Origin of the sequence: Streptomyces sp. NPDC002795 (genome assembly GCF_042888725.1) — a bacterium.
In the GTDB taxonomy this organism is placed as follows: Bacteria; Actinomycetota; Actinomycetes; order Streptomycetales; family Streptomycetaceae; genus Streptomyces.
Genome location: NZ_JBIAQB010000014.1, coordinates 82689 through 102662, shown reverse-complemented (window position 1 = coordinate 102662; position 19974 = coordinate 82689). Strand labels below are relative to the sequence as shown.

At 68.4% G+C, this 19974-nt stretch carries 18 protein-coding genes; 8 read left to right on the top strand and 10 right to left on the bottom strand.

What is annotated here, in order from left to right:
* Positions 1-54: 54 nt before the first annotated feature.
* Positions 55-1314, top strand: coding sequence for an MFS transporter (locus ACFYWS_RS34295; protein ID WP_389282941.1), 1260 nt, complete (start codon positions 55-57; stop codon positions 1312-1314).
* 79 nt (positions 1315-1393) lie between these two features.
* On the opposite strand, the gene ACFYWS_RS34290 is transcribed toward ACFYWS_RS34295, so the two are convergent.
* Positions 1394-2866, bottom strand: coding sequence for a CCA tRNA nucleotidyltransferase (locus ACFYWS_RS34290; RefSeq protein ID WP_389282939.1), 1473 nt, complete (start codon positions 2864-2866; stop codon positions 1394-1396).
* Positions 2867-3062: 196 nt separating this feature from the next.
* Between ACFYWS_RS34290 and ACFYWS_RS34285 the strand changes: the two genes are divergently transcribed.
* The 7 genes from ACFYWS_RS34285 (at position 3063) to trxA (ending at position 12615) form a co-directional block, all read left to right on the top strand.
* Positions 3063-5432, top strand: a complete 2370-nt coding sequence (locus ACFYWS_RS34285) for a DUF6049 family protein (RefSeq protein WP_389282938.1) — start codon at positions 3063-3065, stop codon at positions 5430-5432.
* 45 nt (positions 5433-5477) lie between these two features.
* Positions 5478-7724 carry a murein biosynthesis integral membrane protein MurJ gene (murJ, locus tag ACFYWS_RS34280; RefSeq protein WP_389282936.1) on the top strand — a complete coding sequence of 749 codons (2247 nt, stop codon included), beginning with the start codon at positions 5478-5480 and terminating at the stop codon, positions 7722-7724.
* Between the two features lie 120 nt (positions 7725-7844).
* Positions 7845-9557, top strand: coding sequence for a protein kinase family protein (locus tag ACFYWS_RS34275; protein ID WP_389282935.1), 1713 nt, complete (start codon positions 7845-7847; stop codon positions 9555-9557).
* A gap of 34 nt (positions 9558-9591) precedes the next feature.
* Positions 9592-10305: an RNA polymerase sigma factor SigM gene (gene sigM, locus ACFYWS_RS34270; protein ID WP_389282934.1), complete on the top strand. Its 714-nt coding sequence runs from the start codon at positions 9592-9594 to the stop codon at positions 10303-10305.
* Positions 10302-11141 (top strand): anti-sigma factor family protein, encoded by an 840-nt coding sequence (locus ACFYWS_RS34265; RefSeq protein ID WP_389282933.1) that lies wholly within the window; start codon positions 10302-10304, stop codon positions 11139-11141. Before sigM ends, ACFYWS_RS34265 begins: the two co-directional genes overlap by 4 nt.
* 118 nt (positions 11142-11259) lie before the next feature.
* On the top strand, positions 11260-12237 hold the full coding sequence (trxB, locus tag ACFYWS_RS34260; RefSeq protein WP_389282931.1) for a thioredoxin-disulfide reductase: 978 nt from the start codon (positions 11260-11262) through the stop codon (positions 12235-12237).
* A gap of 45 nt (positions 12238-12282) precedes the next feature.
* On the top strand, positions 12283-12615 hold the full coding sequence (gene trxA / locus ACFYWS_RS34255) for a thioredoxin (protein WP_389282929.1): 333 nt from the start codon (positions 12283-12285) through the stop codon (positions 12613-12615).
* Between the two features lie 105 nt (positions 12616-12720).
* Here the strand turns inward: trxA and ACFYWS_RS34250 are convergent, their stop codons facing one another.
* The 9 genes from ACFYWS_RS34250 to rpmH form a co-directional block, all read right to left on the bottom strand.
* Positions 12721-13338 carry a GNAT family N-acetyltransferase gene (locus tag ACFYWS_RS34250; RefSeq protein ID WP_389282927.1) on the bottom strand — a complete coding sequence of 206 codons (618 nt, stop codon included), beginning with the start codon at positions 13336-13338 and terminating at the stop codon, positions 12721-12723.
* 305 nt (positions 13339-13643) lie between these two features.
* On the bottom strand, positions 13644-14747 hold the full coding sequence (locus ACFYWS_RS34245) for a ParB/RepB/Spo0J family partition protein (RefSeq protein WP_389282925.1): 1104 nt from the start codon (positions 14745-14747) through the stop codon (positions 13644-13646).
* A complete protein-coding gene (locus ACFYWS_RS34240; RefSeq protein WP_389283138.1) occupies positions 14744-15820 on the bottom strand; it encodes an AAA family ATPase in 1077 nt (358 codons plus the stop codon). The genes ACFYWS_RS34245 and ACFYWS_RS34240 overlap by 4 nt, the downstream gene beginning before the upstream one ends.
* A 255-nt stretch (positions 15821-16075) precedes the next feature.
* Positions 16076-16792 (bottom strand): 16S rRNA (guanine(527)-N(7))-methyltransferase RsmG, encoded by a 717-nt coding sequence (rsmG, locus tag ACFYWS_RS34235; RefSeq protein ID WP_389282923.1) that lies wholly within the window; start codon positions 16790-16792, stop codon positions 16076-16078.
* Positions 16793-16902: 110 nt separating this feature from the next.
* Positions 16903-17412 (bottom strand): protein jag, encoded by a 510-nt coding sequence (locus tag ACFYWS_RS34230; RefSeq protein WP_389282921.1) that lies wholly within the window; start codon positions 17410-17412, stop codon positions 16903-16905.
* Positions 17413-17465: 53 nt separating this feature from the next.
* On the bottom strand, positions 17466-18782 hold the full coding sequence (gene yidC, locus ACFYWS_RS34225) for a membrane protein insertase YidC (RefSeq protein WP_389282920.1): 1317 nt from the start codon (positions 18780-18782) through the stop codon (positions 17466-17468).
* A gap of 8 nt (positions 18783-18790) precedes the next feature.
* Entirely contained in the window at positions 18791-19141 is a 351-nt protein-coding gene (yidD, locus tag ACFYWS_RS34220; protein ID WP_326018488.1) for a membrane protein insertion efficiency factor YidD, read from the bottom strand.
* Positions 19138-19509: a ribonuclease P protein component gene (rnpA, locus tag ACFYWS_RS34215; protein ID WP_385759066.1), complete on the bottom strand. Its 372-nt coding sequence runs from the start codon at positions 19507-19509 to the stop codon at positions 19138-19140. The genes yidD and rnpA overlap by 4 nt, the downstream gene beginning before the upstream one ends.
* Positions 19510-19529: 20 nt before the next feature.
* Entirely contained in the window at positions 19530-19667 is a 138-nt protein-coding gene (gene rpmH / locus ACFYWS_RS34210) for a 50S ribosomal protein L34 (RefSeq protein WP_006381191.1), read from the bottom strand.
* Between the last annotated feature and the right edge of the window lie 307 nt (positions 19668-19974).

Sequence of the window (19974 nt, the reverse complement as noted above, 5' to 3'; positions counted from 1 at the left end):
GCGCACACATGTGGTGCGCGCCGGGGGCCCGCCTCATATGTGAGGCTGTGCTCCATGGCTGTCGTCCGTGACCTGCGCGTACTCCTGCGCCTGCACGATTTTCGGCGTCTGCTGACGCTTCGGCTGCTCTCCCAGGGCGCGGACGGCGTGTATCAGGTGGCGCTCGCCACCTACGTGGTGTTCTCGCCGGAGAAGCAGACCTCACCCGCCGCCATCGCGTCGGCCATGGCCGTACTGCTGCTCCCGTACTCCCTCGTGGGCCCGTTCGCAGGCGTCCTCCTTGACCGTTGGCGACGCCGTCAGGTCTTCCTCTACGGCAACCTGCTGCGGGTACTGCTCGCCTCCGCGACAGCCGCCCTCATGCTGAGCCACGCCCCGGACTGGCTCTTCTACGCGTCCGCGCTGTGCGTCACCGCGGTCAATCGCTTTGTTCTGTCCGGGCTCTCGGCCGCACTGCCCCGTGTCGTGGACGCCGAGCGCCTCGTCATGGCCAACTCCGTCTCACCGACCGCGGGGACGCTCGCGGCAACGCTGGGCGGAGGCCTCGCCTTCGGCGTGCGCCTGATCGCCGACGACTCGGATGCCGCGGTGGTACTCATCGGGGCGTTGCTCTACCTGTGCGCCGCCCTCGCTTCCCTGCGCATGGACGCACAACTCCTCGGCCCCGATCCGGAGTTGATCCAACCGCGCCTAGGGGCCGCGGTGACCGGCACCGCCCGGGATCTCGCCGCCGGCGTCCGGCACCTTGCCGCCCGACCGCCCGCCGCGCGCGCCCTTGCCGCGATGACGGTGATGCGGTTCTGCTACGGCGCCCTGCTCGTCATGGTGCTGATGCTGTGCCGGTACGCGTGGTCATCCACGGAGTCCGAAGGCCTGGCCCTGCTCGGCCTCGCCATGGGTGTCTCGGGGGCCGGCTTCTTCGTCGCGGCAGTCATCACCCCGGCAGCCGTGGGGCGGTTCGGTGTGGCCGGGTGGATCGTCCTCTGCGCCGGCACCGCAGCCGTACTGGAGCTCGCCCTGGGCCTCACCTTCGCACCCGCGCCGATCGTGGTGGCTGCGTTCGTCCTGGGCCTGACCACACAAGCCGCGAAGATCGCCACCGACACGGTGGTGCAGTCCTCCATCGACGACGGCTTCCGCGGCCGGATCTTCTCCGTCTACGACGTGCTGGTCAACGTCTCCTTTGTCGGCGCGGCCGGAGTGGCGGCGCTGATACTGCCGCCGGACGGACGCTCGGTCCCCCTCGTGGTCCTGGTGTCGGTCCTCTACGGAGCGACCACTCTGACGCTGCTGGGGCGGCGCCGTTTCACGTGAAACATTGCCTCCTCAGACTCACCAGATATGCGTAGGGCTCTGTTTCACGTGAAACAGAGCCCTACGCGTTCCGCACGTCTCAGTCCTGAGAGCGGTCGGCCCACCATTCCTTGAGCGCCGACACCGCCGCGTCGTACTCCATCGGCCCATTCTCGAGGCGCAGCTCCAGCAGGAACTTGTACGCCTGCCCGATCACCGGGCCAGGGCTGACGCCGAGTACCTGCATGATCTGGTTCCCGTCGAGGTCGGGCCGGATCGAGTCCAGCTCCTCCTGCTCCTGGAGCCGCTCGATGCGCCCCTCAAGGCCGTCATACGCACGCGAAAGCGCGTTGGCCTTCCGCTTGTTGCGCGTCGTGCAGTCGGAACGGGTCAGCTTGTGCAGCCGCCCAAGGAGCGGCCCCGCGTCCCGTACGTAACGACGCACGGCGGAATCCGTCCAATCGCCGGTGCCGTAGCCGTGGAAGCGCAGATGCAGCTCGACGAGGCGCGAGACGTCCTTCACCAAGTCATTGGAGTACTTGAGCGCGGTCATGCGCTTGTTCGTCATCTTGGCGCCGACCACCTCGTGGTGGTGGAAGGAAACTCGACCGTCCTTCTCGAAGCGGCGAGTGCGCGGCTTCCCGATGTCATGGAGCAGCGCGGCGAGGCGCAGCGTCAGATCGGGGCCTTCGGTCTCCAAGGCCATCGCCTGTTCGAGCACGATCAGCGTGTGGTCGTAGACGTCCTTGTGCCTGTGGTGCTCATCACGCTCCAGGCGCAGAGCGGGCAGTTCGGGCAGTACGTAATCGGCCAGACCCGTCTCGACGAGCAGCGTCAGGCCCTTGCGCGGGTGCGCGGAGAGAACCAGTTTGTTGAGCTCGTCACGTACTCGCTCCGCGGAGACGATCTCGATACGGCCCGCCATGGCCTTCATGGCGGCGACGACCTCGGGAGCGACTTCGAAGTCGAGCTGAGCGGCGAAGCGGGCGGCCCGCATCATCCGCAGCGGGTCGTCCGAGAAGGAGTCCTCCGGTGCGCCGGGCGTGCGCAGCACCCGCTCGGAAAGGTCGCTGATGCCGCCGTGCGGATCGATGAATTCCTTCTCGGGGAGCGCCACAGCCATCGCGTTGACGGTGAAGTCCCGGCGGACCAGGTCCTCTTCGATGGAGTCGCCGTACGACACCTCGGGCTTGCGCGAGGTGCGGTCGTACGCCTCCGAGCGGTAGGTCGTGACCTCCACCTGGAAGCGGTGATCAACGTCTCCGACGCGGGCGTCCTTCTGACAACCGACGGTGCCGAAAGCGATCCCGACCTCCCAGACCGCGTCGGCCCACGGCCGAACGATCTTCAGTACGTCCTCGGGGCGGGCGTCAGTGGTGAAGTCCAGGTCGTTGCCGAGCCGGCCGAGCAGTGCGTCCCGCACCGAACCACCGACCAGGGCGAGGGAGAACCCGGCCTCCTGAAAACGGCGGGCGAGGTCGTCTGCGACAGGCGAGACGCGCAGCAGCTCGCTGACCGCGCGGTGCTGCACCTGGCTCAGGGTGCTGGGGGTGTCTTCATTGGCGTTCGGCACAACAGGACAGGGTACGTGGCCCGAGCCGCCCGAGCCGAACTTGTTTGCCGGGCCCGCAACAGGAGCACCTTGGCGGCCCCCTACTCTTGCCCCCACGATCATGCCGGGCAGACCGTGGCACTCAGCCACAGCGCTCCTCGTTACCATGCGTGGACACATCTGCGACCACCGACGACGACGAGGGACGGACGACCACGTGGCCGAGGCGGCAGACTTCCCAACGGTGAGTCCCTCACCTGCCAGGCGACTGCTGCGGCGCACCGGAGCCCTGCTCGCGGCTGCGCCGCTCCTGGCATCGCTGCCGCTGCTGCCTGCCGCGGCCCCGGCCGGCGCCGCCACCCCGGCCACCGCCGCCTCGAGCGCGACAGGGACCAGCACGGTCGACGTGGCCGTGAACTCCCTCTCGCCCAGCGCGCCGACGGACGGCGACACCGTGACGGTCAGCGGCACGGTGACGAACAAGGGCAAGCAGGCGGTCACCGGCGCCCACGTGGGCCTGCGGGTCGGCACGTCCTACGGCGGCCGCACGGCCGTCGACGAGGCCGCGAAGAACGGCACCGGCGGCGCCGCGGACGGCAGCGAGATCTCCCGCAAGTACGGGAAGAAGTTCGCCAAACTGGCGCCCGGCATCACGCAGGACTTCACGCTGTCCGTACCCGTCAAGGCGCTGCGCCTCGGCGCCGACGGCGTCTACCAGCTCAGCGTCGCCCTGATGGGACAGACCGCCGCACAGCCGTACCAGCAGACGCTCGGTATCCAGCGGACCTTCCTGCCCTGGCAGCCGAGCGACGCCGACACGACCACGAAGACGACGGCCATGTGGCCGCTGATCTCCGATTCCCATCTCACCGCCGAGACGGGCGCGAACGAACAGCAGACGCCGGTCTTCGACGACAACGACCTGGCCAAACAGATCGGTCCGGGCGGCCGCCTCCAGCAGATGCTGGCCCTCGGCAGCGAACTCGACGTGACCTGGGTGATCGACCCCGACCTGCTGGCGTCGGTCGACGCCATGACGGAGCCGTACAAGGTCAAAGGCCCCGACGGAAAGCTCAGGCCGGGCAGGAACCAGGCGGACGCCAAGCAGTGGCTGAGCGACCTGGAAACCGCGGTGCAGGGCCAGAAAGTGGTCACGCTTCCGTTCGCCGACCCGGACCTTGCGTCGCTCGCGCACACGGGCACGAAGGTCACCGGCTCCCTCGGCCACCTCAAGGACGCCACGGACGCCGCCATGCTGACGGTGCAGACGATCCTGCACACCAAGCCGGACACGTCGTACGCATGGCCCGCGGAAGGCGCCGTCGACCGCGACATCGTCAAGGTCGCCACGTCCGCGGGCGCCGACAAGATCATCGCGCGCAGCGACCGCTTCCCGGAGACCAGAGGCCTGACGTACACGCCGTCCGCCGCCCGCCCGATCGGCGGCGGCGCCTCGGCCGTGGTCGCCGACGGCCGGCTGTCGACCGCGTTCCAGGGCGACATGACGCGCGCCGAGAACTCCACGCTCGCCGTGCAGAAGTTCCTCGCGCAGTCCCTGATGCTGAACATGCAGACGCACAAGCAGCGCAGCGTCGTGATGGCCCCTCAGCGCATGCCCACCGCGAGCCAGGCGCAGACCATGGCCAAGGCGCTGCACGCGCTGCAGGACGGCACCTGGTCGCAGCCCCAGACCTTGTCGGCCGCCGCGAAGGCGAAGCCCGACCCCGCCGCCACCACGCGCGTCCCGCACGCGTACCCCTCGTCGCTGCGCAAGCAGGAGCTCCCGCAGTCGGCCTTCGAGCAGATCCAGGCGACCCAGCGCGACCTCGAGAACTTCAGGGTCGTCCTCACCGACCAGTCCCGTGTGGTGACACCGTTCGGTCGTGCGATGGACCGGGAGATGTCCACGTCGTGGCGTGCCGAGTCGGGCACTTCGGAGAACTTCCGCGACGGCGTCTCCTCGTACCTGTCGGGCCTCACCGAACAGGTGGCGCTCATCGACAAGTCCGAGGTGAAGCTCTCCGGGCGCAGCGCGACGATCCCGGTGTCGGTGCAGAACAACCTGTGGCAGGACGTCGACCACCTGACGCTCCGCCTCACCTCGGGCAACGGCACCCGCCTCAAGATCGGCGGCGACACCTTCCAGGAACAGGAAGTGAAGATCGCCAGCGGACACAGCCAGTCCGTGAAGTTCACGACCACGGCCAAGGCGACGGGCCCGATCACGGTGCACGCCCAGCTGTACACCGAGGACGGTGCGCCCTATGGCGAACCGCTCGCCTTCAAGGTCGACGTCACCGAGGTCACCCCGACCGTGATGCTCGTCATCGCCGGCGGTGTCCTGCTGCTCGTCCTGGCCGGTTACCGGATGTACCAGCAGCGCAAGCGGGCGGTCGCCGCACAGCCCGACGAGGACGCCCCTGAGGGCGACTCCGTGGCCGCGGACGACGACAAGGGCGACGAGCCGGACGGCGACCCGGCCGACACGGCACGGGCAGACGTTCCGAAGCAGCCGAGTGACCCGACGGCTGACACCGCTCCGGAAAGCACGGCCCCGTCGGGCCCGGGTGAGAGAGTGGACCGTTGAGCGATGTCGGGGCCGCTGGGCCGGGGACGATGAGGTGGGGTAACCATGAACGCGCCGTACGACGGTGAGCGTGGCCACGGCTCGGGCGGCTCCGCCTCGGGCGATGGCCGGCCGTACGCCGGTTCACCACAGCCCGAGGGGCAGGTGCCGCCGCCGCAGCCTGCTCCCGACACGTATCCGCAGGACGCGTACCTTCAGGACGCGTACGAGCAGGATCCGTACCGGGCGCACGACCTGACCGCCCAGGACCCGGTCACCGAGGCGTTGTACGACCGCGCCGCGCACCCTCCGCCGCCCCCGGGCGCACAGCAGGCGCAGCAGCCCTTGTACGCGCCGCCGTCCGCGCAGCAGTACCAGCCCGACCCCCGCGTGTGGGCCCAGACGCCCGCGCCGGAGCCGGCGGGCCCCACACAGCATCTGCCGTACGGCGACGACGCCCGTACGACGCAGTTCGTGGGCGTCGACGACCTGGTGACGCACTCCGCGGAGGAGAGCCACGAACCGGACGCCTTCGCGCACCTGTACCGCGACCAGCAGCCCGGCCACAGCGGAGGCCGCCCGCCGGTCGAGCCCGTCGACAACCCGACCACGCAGCTCGGCCCTCCGCAGCCCCCGCCGCCACCGGCAGCCACCCCCGCACCGGCCCCCGCGCCGAAGAAGGGCGGCCGCGCCTCCAACATCATGAAGTCGAGCGCGGTGATGGCGGCGGGCACGCTGGTCTCCCGCCTCACCGGCTTCGTCCGCACCATGGTGATCACCGCGGCGCTGGGCGCCGGACTGCTCGGTGACACCTGGACCGTCGCGTACACGCTGCCGACAATGATCTACATCCTGACCGTCGGCGGCGGCCTGAACTCGGTGTTCGTACCGCAGCTGGTCCGCGCCATGAAGGAGGACGAGGACGGCGGCGAGGCCTTCGCCAACCGCCTGCTCACCCTCGTCATGGTGGCGCTCGCGGCCATCACCGCGGTCGTCGTCTTCGCGGCACCACTGCTGATCCACCTGATGTCGAACACAGTGGCCGGCGACGCGGACGCCAACAGCGTGGGCGTCGCCTTCGCCCGCTACTGCCTGCCCACGATCTTCTTCATGGGCATCCACGTGGTGATGGGCCAGATCCTGAACGCGCGCGGGAAGTTCGGCGCGATGATGTGGACTCCGGTCCTCAACAACATCGTCATGATCATCACGTTCGGCCTGTTCATCTGGGTCTACGGGACCGCGGCCGAGTCGCAGATGGGCGTCACGACCATCCCGGACGAGGGCATCCGCCTCCTTGGCATCGGCACGCTGCTCGGCCTTGTCGTGCAGTCCCTCGCGATGATCCCGTACCTGCGCGAGACCGGCTTCCGGTTCCGCCTGCGCTTCGACTGGAAGGGCCACGGCCTGGGCAAGGCCGTGAAGCTCGCCAAGTGGACCGTCCTGTTCGTCCTCGCCAACCAGGCAGGCGTCCTGGTCGTCACCCAGCTCGCCACGGCGGCCGGCAAGGCGTCCGGCCAGGCCGGCTCGGGCATCATGGGCTACTCGAACGCCCAGCTGATCTGGGGCATGCCGCAGGCGATCATCACCGTCTCCGTCATGGCCGCCCTGCTGCCGCGCATCTCGCGCTCCGCCCACGACGGCGACCCGGGCGCGGTCCGCGACGACATCTCCTCCGGCCTGCGCACCTCGGCCGTGGCGATCGTCCCGATCTCGTTCATGTTCGTCGCGCTCGGCGTCCCGATGTGCACCCTGCTCTTCGGCTCCAGCGGCATCGAGTCCGCCCAGTCCATGGGCTACATCCTCATGGCGTTCGGCCTCGGCCTCATCCCGTACTCCGTGCAGTACGTCGTGCTGCGCGGCTTCTACGCCTACGAGGACACCCGCACACCCTTCTACAACACGGTCATCGTCGCCGCGGTCAACGCCGCCGCAGCAGGCATCTGCTTCCTGATCCTGCCCGCTCAGTGGGCCGTCGTCGGCATGGCACTCTCCTACGGCATCGCGTACGCGATCGGCGTCGGTGTGGCATGGCGGCGGCTGCGCAACCGGCTCGGCGGCGACCTGGACGGCGCGCACGTCGTCCGTACCTACGCCCGGCTCTGCCTCGCGTCGCTGCCGGCGACGGTCGTCGGCGGTGGCATCGGGTACGCGGTCACGCGAGCACTGGGCCACGGTGTGCTCGGCTCGATCGCGGCGCTGGTCGTGGGCAGTGCGGCGCTGCTCGGAGTCTTCTACGTGGCAGCCCGCAAAATGAGGATCGAAGAACTGAATTCGCTGGTCGGCATGGTCCGCGGTCGTCTCGGCCGCTGAGTCGGCCGGAACGGTGTGCAACCATCGGCGGCCATCGCGTGTCGTGCATAGCGCCGGACTGTGGGCACAATTGGCTTTGGCGTCGGAGTGAGTGCAACGGATGGGGAGGCAGGAACGACGGTGGCGGAACGGAGCACGGCTGCCGTCGACGTGGCCGACAACAGCGGTGATGAGCCGCTGGCCGCCAAGGCGGACAAGGCCACGGCCGACGGGGTGGCCAATACCGGGGAGCAGGACGCGCCGGAGCGCGAGGAGGCCGTGGACACCGCGGAGACCGGGACTCATCTGAGCCCCGGCGCCGCGTCGCCGCCCGAGTTGCACAGCGGCCACAAGCTCGCCAGACGCTACCGGCTGGAGGAGTGCGTCACCCGTCTGGACGGTTTCAGCAGCTGGCGTGCGATGGACGAGAAACTCCGCCGCGCCGTCGGCGTGCACATCCTCCCCGCCGACCACCCCAGAGGCCGCTCGGTGCTCGCCGCCGCCCGCTCGTCGGCCCTCCTGGGCGACCCCCGCTTCGTGCAGGTGCTGGACGCGGTCGAGGAGAACGATCTCGTCTACGTCGTCCACGAGTGGCTGCCCGACGCCACGGAACTGACCACCCTGCTCGCCCTCGGCCCCCTCGAAGCGCACGACGCGTACCAGATGGTCAGCCAGGTCTCCCACGCCATGACGGCCGCCCACCGTGAGGGCCTCGCCCACCTGCGCCTCACGCCGAGCGCCGTACTGCGCACCTCCACCGGGCAGTGGCGCATCCGCGGCCTCGCTGTGAACGCGGCGCTGCGCGGCATCACTTGCGAGACTCCGCAGCGCGCCGACGCCGAGGCGATCGGCGCGCTCCTGTACGCCTGCCTGACCCAGCGCTGGCCGTACGAGGACGACGCCTACGGTCTCTCCGGGCTGCCCAAGGGCGTCGGCCTCATCGCCCCCGACCAGGTGCGCGCCGGAGTCCACCGCGGTCTGGCAGAGCTCTCCATGCGTGCGCTCGCGAACGACGGCGCGACCGCGTCCCGCCAGGACCCGCCGTGCACCACGCCGGAGGACCTGGTGAAGGCCATCGGCGAGATGCCCAAGATCCGGCCACCGGAGCCCGCCTTCACCGCGCCCCCGGACTACCAGCGGACCACGTACCAGCAGGGGAGCTACGGCCGTTCCGCCCCGCGCGCCACCCAGCCCGTCCCCACGCCGCCGCCCCCGCTGCACAGCCGTACCGGCAAGGCCCTCAAGTGGGCCGTCTCCGCGCTGCTCATCGCGGCCCTCGGCCTGGGCAGCTGGCAGCTCGCCGACGCCCTCATGGACCGTGGCAACACGGGCAGCTCCGGGTCCACGGACACCTCGCACGACAGCGGCAAGGGTGGCAAGCAGCACACGAAGCCGATCTCCATCGAGGGCGCCAAGGAGTTCGTCGCCGAAGGTGGCGCCCAGGCTCCGGGCGACGTCGACAAGACGTACGACGCCAGCACGTCGACGTACTGGCGGACCAAGTCCTTCGTCGACGGCCCGAAGATGGTCATCAAGCCCGGCGTCGGCATCGTCTACGACCTCGGCTCCGCCAAGGACGTGTCGGCCGCATCGATAGGGCTCCGATACGGCGGCGACCACACCACGGTCTCTCTGTACGCCTCGCCGTCCCTCGATCCGGGCTCGGTGTCCGGCCTGAAGCAGATCGGGTCCACCACGGATTCGAAGACCACCTCCGCCAAGATCACGGCCGATGACCCGGTCAAGACGCGCTATCTGCTCGTCTGGCTGACCGCCCTGCCCCGCGCAGGCCAGGATGGCTACAGCAGCGCGGGCTTCAAGCAGGGCATCACCGATGTGGAGTTCACCGGCTGACGGGCACGGCTCACCACGGGGAGGGGGTTCGACAGTGGACGACGCCTACGGCGAAGCGAACGATCAGGACCTCCTCGCCCGTCATGTCGCCGGCGACAAGGACGCCTTCGGTGAACTCGTCCGACGCCACCGCGACCGCCTGTGGGCCGTGGCCCTGCGGACCCTGGGGGACCGGGAGGAAGCGGCGGACGCGGTGCAGGACGCACTGGTCTCGGCCTATCGCGCCGCCCACACCTTCCGCGGCCAGTCCGCGGTGACTACCTGGCTGCACCGCATCACCGTCAACGCGTGCCTGGACCGGGCCCGCAAGATGGCCTCGCGCAGGACCGCGCCCGTGGACGATGCCGACCGTCTGGACCAGCTCCTGGAACCGCACGAGTCCGCGGACGCCCCCGTCGAGCGGGGCGATCTGCATCGTCAGCTCCTGGAAGCGCTCTCGGTCCTGCCCGGCGATCAGCGCGCGGCCCTCGTCCTCGTCGACATGCAGGGGTACCCGGTCGCCGAGGCCGCACGGATCCTCGACGTGCCCACCGGCACGGTCAAGAGCCGCTGCGCGCGCGGCCGCGCCAAACTGCTTCCGCTGCTGAAACACCTCCGCACGGAGGGCGGGAGCCAGGAAGGTGGCGAGAACCCGCCCCCTCAAAGGAACCGGGCGCAGGGGACATCCGTCCCACCCGCAGCGGGACCTCGTGACGCGACGGGACCTGACGATTCGGCTGCGGTGAAGGGCGGAGGTGGGCGAGCGTGACATCCACGACCGACACTGCAGAGCACCCGGAGGTCACCGAGATCTCCGAACTCGCCGAGGGCCTGTTGCCTCCCTCCCGTACGACCGACGTCCAGCAGCACCTCGACGGCTGCGCGCTCTGCGCCGATGTCCTCGCGTCCTTGGAAGAGATTCGAGGCACGCTCGGTGCCGTGTCGGCCCCGCCGCGCATGCCTGAGGAGATCGCGAGCCGGATCGATGCCGCCCTGGCCTTCGAAGGGTCACGTGAACCGGGTCCCGTTTCACGTGAAACACCGACCGCCGCCGGCCGCCCTGCCGGGCATCCGCACGGAGCCACCGGCCCGGGGCGCAAGGCACGCGGCAGCCGGAGGCGCGCTGGTGCCGTGCTCGGGGCCGTCCTGACGGTCACCGCGATCGGCGTGGGCGCCCTGCTCATCCAGAACGACGAGGGCGGCTCACCGGTCGCGGGGAAGAGCCACGGCCCGTCCACCTTCGCCAAGGACACGCTGGAGACGAAGGTCACGTCACTGATCGGCCCCTCGACACTCAGCACGGAAAAGGCAGGGCCCAGCACGCAGGGCACGAAGGCGCCCATGCAGAAACGCGCCGTCTCGGTGCCCCCGTGCGTCCAGCTCGGGACCCACCGGAACGAAGATCCCCTCGGCGCGGAGACAGGCACGTACGAGGGGAAGAACGCCTACCTCGTCGTGCTGCCCCACAAGACCGACCCGGCCCACCAGGTCACGGCCTTCGTCATCGATTCCTCCTGCGTCGGCTCGTCCTCCTCCACGGCCGGCACGCTGCTGTACAAGCACGATTACGACCACGGCTCCGCGGTGCCCAAGAACACTCGCTAGGTGTGGCCGGGCACGTCGGGAATGCATGCCCCGTAGGATCCGTTGGGTGGGGTGAGAGTCCTCCCAATGGCCTCCCCTGGCAGTACGCAGCAGTCCCGCAGAGACGAGGAATCAAGCCGTGAGCGACGTCCGTAACGTGATCATCATCGGCTCCGGGCCCGCCGGCTACACGGCGGCGCTCTACACCGCGCGCGCGTCGCTGAAGCCGCTCGTGTTCGAGGGTGCCGTCACCGCTGGTGGCGCGCTGATGAACACGACCGAGGTGGAGAACTTCCCCGGTTTCCAGGACGGCATCATGGGCCCCGAGCTCATGGACAACATGCGCGGCCAGGCCGAGCGCTTCGGCGCCGAGCTCGTGCCCGACGACATCGTGTCCGTCGACCTGAGCGGCGAGATCAAGACCGTGACGGACACCGCGGGCACCGTGCACCGCGCGAAGGCCGTCATCGTCACCACCGGCTCCCAGCACCGCAAGCTCGGCCTCCCGAACGAGGACGCACTCTCCGGCCGCGGCGTCTCCTGGTGCGCGACCTGTGACGGCTTCTTCTTCAAGGACCAGGACATCGCCGTGATCGGCGGCGGCGACACCGCGATGGAGGAGGCCACCTTCCTTTCGCGCTTCGCCAAGTCCGTGACGATCGTGCACCGCCGCGACACCCTGCGCGCCTCGAAGGCGATGCAGGAGCGTGCCTTCGCCGACCCGAAGATCAAGTTCATCTGGGACAGCGAGATCGCCGAGGTCAAGGGCGAGCAGAAGCTCTCCGGTCTGACCCTGCGCAACCTCAAGACGGGCGAGACGTCCGAGCTGCCGGTCACCGGCCTGTTCATCGCGATCGGCCACGACCCGCGCACGGAACTGTTCAAGGGGCAGCTCGAGCTCGACGACGAGGGCTACCTGAAGGTCGAGGCACCCTCGACGCGCACGAACCTCACCGGTGTCTTCGGCGCCGGCGATGTCGTGGACCACACCTACCGGCAGGCGATCACGGCGGCCGGCACCGGCTGCTCCGCCGCTCTCGACGCCGAGCGCTTCCTGGCCTCGCTCGCCGACGGCGAGGCCGCCGAGCCCGAGAAGACCCAGACCGCCAGCGTCTGACCCGAACTCCCACTCACGTACCCCCCTAGAAATGAGGAGCCTGCTGTGGCCGGCAACCTGAAGAACGTCACGGACGCCACCTTCGACGAGGACGTCCTGAAGAGCGACAAGCCCGTCCTGGTCGACTTCTGGGCCGCTTGGTGTGGCCCGTGCCGCCAGATCGCGCCGTCGCTCGAGGCCATCGCCGCCGAGCACGGTGACAAGATCGAGGTCGTCAAGCTCAACATCGACGAGAACCCGGGCACGGCCGCCAAGTACGGCGTCATGTCGATCCCGACCCTGAACGTGTACCAGGGTGGCGAGGTCGCCAAGACCATCGTCGGTGCCAAGCCCAAGGCCGCCATCGTGCGCGACCTCGAGGACTTCATCGCCGAGTAATCAGGCGCCGCCGATTCACAGACGGCGGTCGTTGTTTCACGTGAAACACGAACGGGCCGACCCTTCCCGGGTCGGCCCGTTTCCGTTGTAAGAGCCCGTCGCTTGTCACAGCGGGCGGAGTGCCGGTTCCTTCTGTACAGCTCCCAGAAGCCTGTCCAGGGCCATCTCGACGTCTTCCTTCCAGGACAGCGTCGTCCGCAGTTCCAGGCGCAGCCGCGGATACGAGGGGTGGGGCCGTACGGTCTTGAACCCGACCGCCAACAGATGGTCCGCGGGAAGCAGACAGGCGGGCCCCTTCCACCGGGCGTCCCCGAAGGCCTCGATCGCCTTGAAGCCCCGGCGCAGCAGATCCTTCGCGACAGTCTGCACGATGACCCGGCCCAGGCCCTGCCCCTGATAGTCGGGCGAGATCCAGGCCGTCATGAGCTGAACGGCGTCGGGGGACACCGGGCTCGTCGGGAAGGCAGTCGCCCGTGGGACGTACGCGGGTGGTGCGTAGAGCACAAAGCCGACCGGAACGTCATCCACGTAGACGACGCGTCCGCAGGAGCCCCACTCCAGCAGGACAGCGGAGATCCACGCTTCCTTCTCCAGTTGGGGCGTGCCCGCCTTTACCGCGGCCTGGCCGCTGACCGGGTCCAGCTCCCAGAAGACACACGAACGGCAGCGCTCGGGAAGGTCCGGGAGGTTGTCCAGCGTGAGCGGTACGAGCCGACGCCCCATGAAGGCAGTTCCTCGCTTCCTTCGCCCGCCGCTGCGCGGGCGGCCGTCAGAGCGCTCCGTTCCCTGAGCAGGCTGCCGACGAATCCGCCGACCGCCCCAAGGCCGAGACCTGCGGTCATCAGTCCGGTGCGACTCACCGATCGCATGACCCGCCTCCTGTATGAGGTGCCGCCGGGTGGATGCGCTCTTCCCGTCGCATCGTAACCACGATGGGATTAGCTCGATACCGTAGACAAGCAAAGAGCGGGCCGTGTTCCGGTACACACCGGAACACGGCCCGCTCTCTGGTCGCAACAGGGCGGTGGTCAGTCCTGTTCGTCGCCGTCGGTCTCCTCCGGGAGACCGTTCTGGAGTACCGGCCCCTCGCCAGGAGCGAGGGAGCCAAGGATGCGCGACAGGTCGTCCATCGAAGCGAATTCGACGACGATCTTGCCCTTCTTCTGCCCCAGGTCGACCTTCACCCGCGTCTCGAAGCGGTCCGAGAGCCGCGTGGCGAGATCGCTGAGCGCCGGCGAGACCAGGGCACCGGCCCGCGGACCCTTGGCCCGTGCGTTGCTCTTGGGCCCCGACCCCATGAGGGTCACGATCTCCTCGACGGCCCGCACCGAGAGCCCTTCGGCGACGATGCGGTGGGCCAGCCGGTCCTGCTCCTCGGAGTCCTCGACGGAGAGCAGCGCACGCGCATGCCCAGCCGACAGCACGCCTGCGGCCACCCGGCGCTGGACGGCCGGAGAAAGCTTCAGCAGCCGCAGCGTGTTGGACACCTGCGGGCGGGACCGGCCGATCCGGTCGGCCAGCTGATCGTGCGTGCAGTTGAAGTCCTTGAGCAGCTGGTCGTAGGCAGCAGCCTCTTCCAGCGGATTCAGCTGTGCGCGGTGCAGGTTCTCAAGGAGCGCGTCGAGGAGGAGCTTCTCGTCGTCCGTGGCACGCACGATGGCCGGGATGCGCTCGAGCCCTGCCTCTCGGCAGGCCCTCCAGCGACGCTCGCCCATGATGAGCTCGTAGTTGCCGGCCGCTACCTGTCGTACGACGACAGGCTGCAGCAGGCCGACTTCCTTGATGGACGTGACGAGCTCGGCGAGCGCGTCCTCATCGAACACCTCACGCGGCTGGCGCGGGTTGGGCGTGATGGCGTCGATCGGCAGCTCGGCGAAATGTGCTCCCGCCGGACCCTCGAAGGTCTCGGCTGTCGTGGTCGCCGGCTCCTCGGTCTCCCGTGAAACAGGCGGCTGTGGCAGCGCGGCCACCTTCGCGGCCGCCACCCCACGCTCGGTTGTCAGCACCGGCACTGAGGCGGGAGACGTCGACGCTCCTCCCGCCTGGGTGGCCGGGCCCGTCCTCTCGGGGGTTGGGGCAGCCGGGATCAGCGCGCCGAGCCCTCGGCCAAGTCCCCTCCGTCGATCGCTCACTGAATCCCCTCCGACGTACTCTGCTGATCAAGTTGAGTGCCCGTGTGGGCGTTCTGGGGGTCGTAGTGAATCCCGACTCCGCGCAGCGCCATCTCTCGTGCCGCTTCGAAGTAGGAGAGTGCCCCGCTCGACCCTGGATCGTAGGTCAACACGGTCTGCCCATAACTGGGGGCCTCCGAGATACGCACCGAGCGCGGAATGCTCGTTCGGAGGACCTCATCAGCGAAGTGATTGCGTACTTCGTCTGCGACCTGGGACGCCAGCCGAGTACGCCCGTCGTACATCGTGAGGAGGATCGTGGAGACGTGCAGGGCAGGGTTGAGGTGCCCGCGCACGAGGTCCACGTTCCGCAGAAGCTGTCCGAGGCCTTCCAGTGCGTAGTACTCGCACTGGATCGGGATCAGCACCTCCGCCCCAGCGACCATGGCGTTGATCGTCAGGAGCCCGAGCGACGGTGGGCAGTCGATGAGGATGTAGTCCAGCGGCTGCTCGTACGCCTGGATGGCGCGCTGCAGCCGGCTCTCCCGCGCGACCAGAGAGACCAGCTCGATCTCCGCACCGGCGAGATCGATGGTGGCCGGGGCACAGAAGAGGCCTTCCACGTCAGGGACAGGTTGGACGACTTCGGAGAGCGGCCTACTGTCGACCAACACGTCGTAAACGGAGGGCACTTCCGAATGATGGTCGACGCCCAGAGCCGTGGAGGCGTTGCCCTGTGGGTCCAGGTCCACCACCAGGACGCGTGCGCCGTGCAGCGCAAGTGACGCGGCAAGATTGACCGTTGTCGTGGTTTTACCGACCCCGCCCTTCTGGTTGGCCACCACCATGACGCGGGTCCGCTCAGGACGTGGCAGGCCCTCGCCCGCACGACCGAGAGCTTCTACTGCCAGTTGGGCAGCGCGACCGATGGGTGTGTCGTCCATCGGGGGCGGTGTTTCACGTGAAACATCCTCCCCCACCGACTCGGTACGGGGACCGGGGACCGGATCGGTCATCGGTCCCGCGATGTTGGCGTCGGACCGCAAGGATTCACTCTCCTCGACTTCAGGCTCGCAATGAACAGAGCCTCCCATGCCTTCGGGGTCGAGAACCAGCGAGGCCCGTGCTTCTGTGGACGAATCCCCCTCTGTGGACAACTCCGTGCCCGTATCGAGGGATCCGAGAGGTTTTCGGTCGCGGGGAGAAGCGGCCGCGCGGCCGCGACTGATGATGCCCTGCAGCAGTGAGCGACGTTTCACGTGAAACACGATGCACCGCAGCGGGATGCGCTCCCGCGCGACACCCCGAGATGCGTACGTTTGACAGCTTTTGTGGAGTACTGCTGGTTGTCAGCGCCTGCGCCGAGCACGCCCCGTGCGGGCCGCCTTGGCGCGCTTCGCCGCGAAACGCACGCCGCCGGGGCTCTCTCCGACCTCTACACGCACGACGGTGGACAGGGGATCCACGACGCCCTCGCCGACATGCAGGACCGACGTCTCCACCGCACCGAGCTTGCTCAGGGCGGTGGCCGCACTCTTGAGCTCTTCCTCGGCCGTGTCGCCCTTGAGCGCGAGCATTTCCCCGTACGGCCTGAGCAACGGGACGCCCCACGCGGCCAGCCGGTCCAGCGGGGCCACGGCGCGAGCGGTGACGACATGGACGGGCTGCAACGTGCCGAGGACCTCCTCGGCCCGCCCTCGCACCACGGTCACATGGTCAAGACCGAGCAGTTCGACGACCTCGGTCAGGAAGGTCGTACGACGGAGCAACGGCTCCAGCAGGGTGATCTTGAGGTCCGGGCGGACCAGGGCGAGCGGAATGCCCGGCAAGCCCGCACCCGAACCGACGTCGCACACCGTGAGGCCTTCGGGGACCACCTCGGAGAGCACGGCGCAGTTCAGGATGTGCCGCTCCCACAGACGCGGCACCTCGCGAGGGCCGATGAGGCCGCGCTGCACTCCCGCGTCAGCGAGAAGCTCCGCGTACCGGACCGCGTCCGCGAAGCGCTCGCCGAATACCACCCGGGCCTGCTCCGGGGCCGGGGGGAGTTCTGCTGCCTCCGTCACGGGGACCGTCCTTCCGTACCGCTCTACCGCAGTAAGTGGCTGACTAACAGGCTGACAAAGATCGGCCCCGCCTGCGAAACAGACGGGGCCGGAAGGCGACGTGCTGCCGCTCAGGCAGGAAGCACGACGACGAAGCGCTGCGGCTCCTCGCCCTCGGACTCACTGCGCAGGCCGGCCGCCTTGATGGCGTCGTGCACGACCTTGCGCTCGAAGGGCGTCATCGGATCCATCTTGACCGGCTCACCGGTGTTCTTCACCTCGGCCGCGGCCTTGGCGCCCTGCTCGGTGAGCTCGGCGCGCTTCTTTGCGCGGTAGCCGGCGATGTCGAGCATCAGGCGGCTGCGGTCCCCGGTCTCGCGGTGCACCGCGAGGCGGGTCAGCTCCTGGAGCGCCTCGAGGACCTCTCCGTCGCGACCGACCAGCTTCTGCATATCGCGGCTGCTCCCATCGCTGACGATGGACACGGCGGCCCGGTCGGCCTCGACGTCCATGTCGATGTCGCCGTCGAGGTCGGCGATGTCCAGCAGACCCTCGAGGTAATCCGCGGCGATCTCACCCTCCTGCTCGAGGCGGGTCAGAGTGTCGCCAGCCTCAGCAGCGGCGGTGGTGCCTTCCGTCACGGGATGGGCTCCTTCTTGCGTCAAGGCTTGCGCCAACGTCTTACGTCGAGGTCTTACTTCTTGGACGGGGACTTCGGCCGCTGCGGGCCACCCTTGCGCTGCCCGGACTTGGCCTTGCTGCGCTGCTGTGAACTGCCCGCGGCCTTGGCGCCACCGGACTGCTTGGCCTTGGACTGCGGCTTCGCGTCCCGCGGCTCGTCCTCCTTCTCCAGCGAGGTCTTCTCAGAGGAGGGGGAGTCGTCCTTTTCCGATCCCTGGGCCGTCGAGCCACCGGTCTGGCGCTGCGACTTGGACTGGCGCTTGGGCTGCTGGCGCTTCGGGGCGCCCTTCGGCGTGCCGTCCTCGTCCAACTCCTCCGCGGCCGCGGAGCCCTTGGCCACGGTGCCATCGGTCTGAGCCGCGAGACCGGCCTTGCTCAGCCCGTTGATGAACTTGCGCTCGTACTCGTTGCGGTCACGGCCCTTGGCGACGATCGCCTTGACGATGTTCCGCTCGCGCTTGTTCCGCGTGGCGCTGTGCTCGACGACGTGCTTCTGCAGACCCTCGAGCATCTTGGACTGGGCCTTGGAGCCCGGAGTGGGATTCCGGCTGATCACGTACATCTGCTGACACATGGTCCACACGTTGGTGGTCAGCCAGTAGACGAGGACACCGACGGGGAAGTTGATGCCCATGAAGAGGAAGATCAGCGGGAAGACGTACATCAGCATCTTCTGCTGCTGCATGAACGGCGTCTTCACCGTGAGGTCGACGTTCTTCGTCATGAGCTGGCGCTGCGTGTAGAACTGCGACGCCGACATCATGATGATCATGATCGCGGTGACCACGCGGACGTCGGTCAGCGAGGCGCCCATGGCCTCGATCTCAGACGCGCTGTCCGTGAACTTGGCGGCCAGCGGAGCGCCGAAGATGTGCGCCTTCTGGGCACTGTCCAGGAGCGACTGGTTGATCACGCCGATGGTCTTGCCCTCGGCGATGGCCGCGAGCACGTGGTACAGGGCGAAGAAGAACGGCGACTGCACGAGGATCGGAAGGCACGAGGAGAGCGGGTTGGTACCCGTCTCCTTGTACAGCTTCATCATCTCTTCGGACTGACGCTGCTTGTCGTTCTTGTAGCGCTCCTGGATCGCCTTCATCTGAGGCTGGAGCACCTGCATGTTCCGGGTCGACTTGATCTGCTTCACGAAAAGCGGGATCAGGCAGATCCGGATCAGGACCACCAGGGACACGATCGACAGGCCCCAGGCCCAGCCGGTATCAGGGCCGAAGATCGCCCCATAGACCGTGTGGAACTGGACGATGACCCACGACACCGGGGTCGTGAGGAACGCGAAAACGCCTGAAACGGCGTTGACGATATCGGAAATCATGTCCCTGATCAGGCTCCTTGGGCGTTGGGCGAAGTCGCTCCGGACTTATTGTCCTGTGCAGAGGGGCTGTCGCCCTCAACGGCGGGGGCCGTCTTTTTGTCCCCGCGCCATGCCTCGCGCAGCATCTCGTGCCAGCGCGGACGCTTGCGTGGCGGAACATAGTCGACGCCGCCCAGCGACCACGGATTGCACCGAAGGATCCGCCAGGCGGTGAGCGCTGTTCCCTTGATTGCCCCGTGCCGGTCGATGGCCGTGAAGCCATAGTGGGAGCACGACGGGTAGTACTTGCACACCGGACCCAGCAATGGACTGATGGTCCACTGATAGATCTTGATCAAGGCGAGCAGTGGGTACTTCATCGCGCGCCCCCTCCCAGCAGCCGCTGCAGGGCGGCATCCAGGTCTCGGGCCAGCTGTGCGTGGGTAGCGTCGCCCGCTCCGGGCAACGCGCGTACGACTACCAGGCTACCTGGGGGCAACGAAGCCACTCGGTCGCGCATGAGGTGCCGAAGCCTGCGCTTCACCGCGTTCCGTACGACGGCGCCACCCACAGCCTTGCTCACGACGAAACCCGCACGCGGCGGGGAGAGAGTCTCCCTGGGCGCGTGCGGGTCCGTTGAACCGCTACGTAGGTGAACGACGAGAAGCGGGCGTCCGGCCCGACGTCCCCGGCGTACCGCGGTCGCGAAGTCTTCGCGCCGCCTCAGCCGATACTCGGTAGGCAGCACGTCATGACCTGATTACGAGATCAGGCGGACAGGCTGGCGCGACCCTTGCCACGACGGTTGGCGAGAATCGCACGACCGGCGCGGGTCCGCATGCGAAGGCGGAAGCCGTGGGTCTTTGCACGACGACGGTTGTTCGGCTGGAAGGTGCGCTTGCTCACTCGGGGGCTCCTGAAAAACGTGTGGTGGCGGGACATCGCCTGGCTGTCACCGTGCGCCCACGAGTAGCTCGCGAATACGCCCGAGTGCACCGCTACACGGTCCGCAAGAACTGTGGATCGTGACCTTGCCCATCGGAGGCAGGCGGCAGCAGCCATCGACAACTCGACCTGGTCACGGTACGCGCGGCTACGCCATCCGGTCAAACCGACGTCATGCGGGGGACACTGTCCACAGGCTGGGGACAACAACTTGAACCGCAGCGGTCGCGCTGACTACCGTGGCTGAACTCCGATTCGTTCCCTTCTC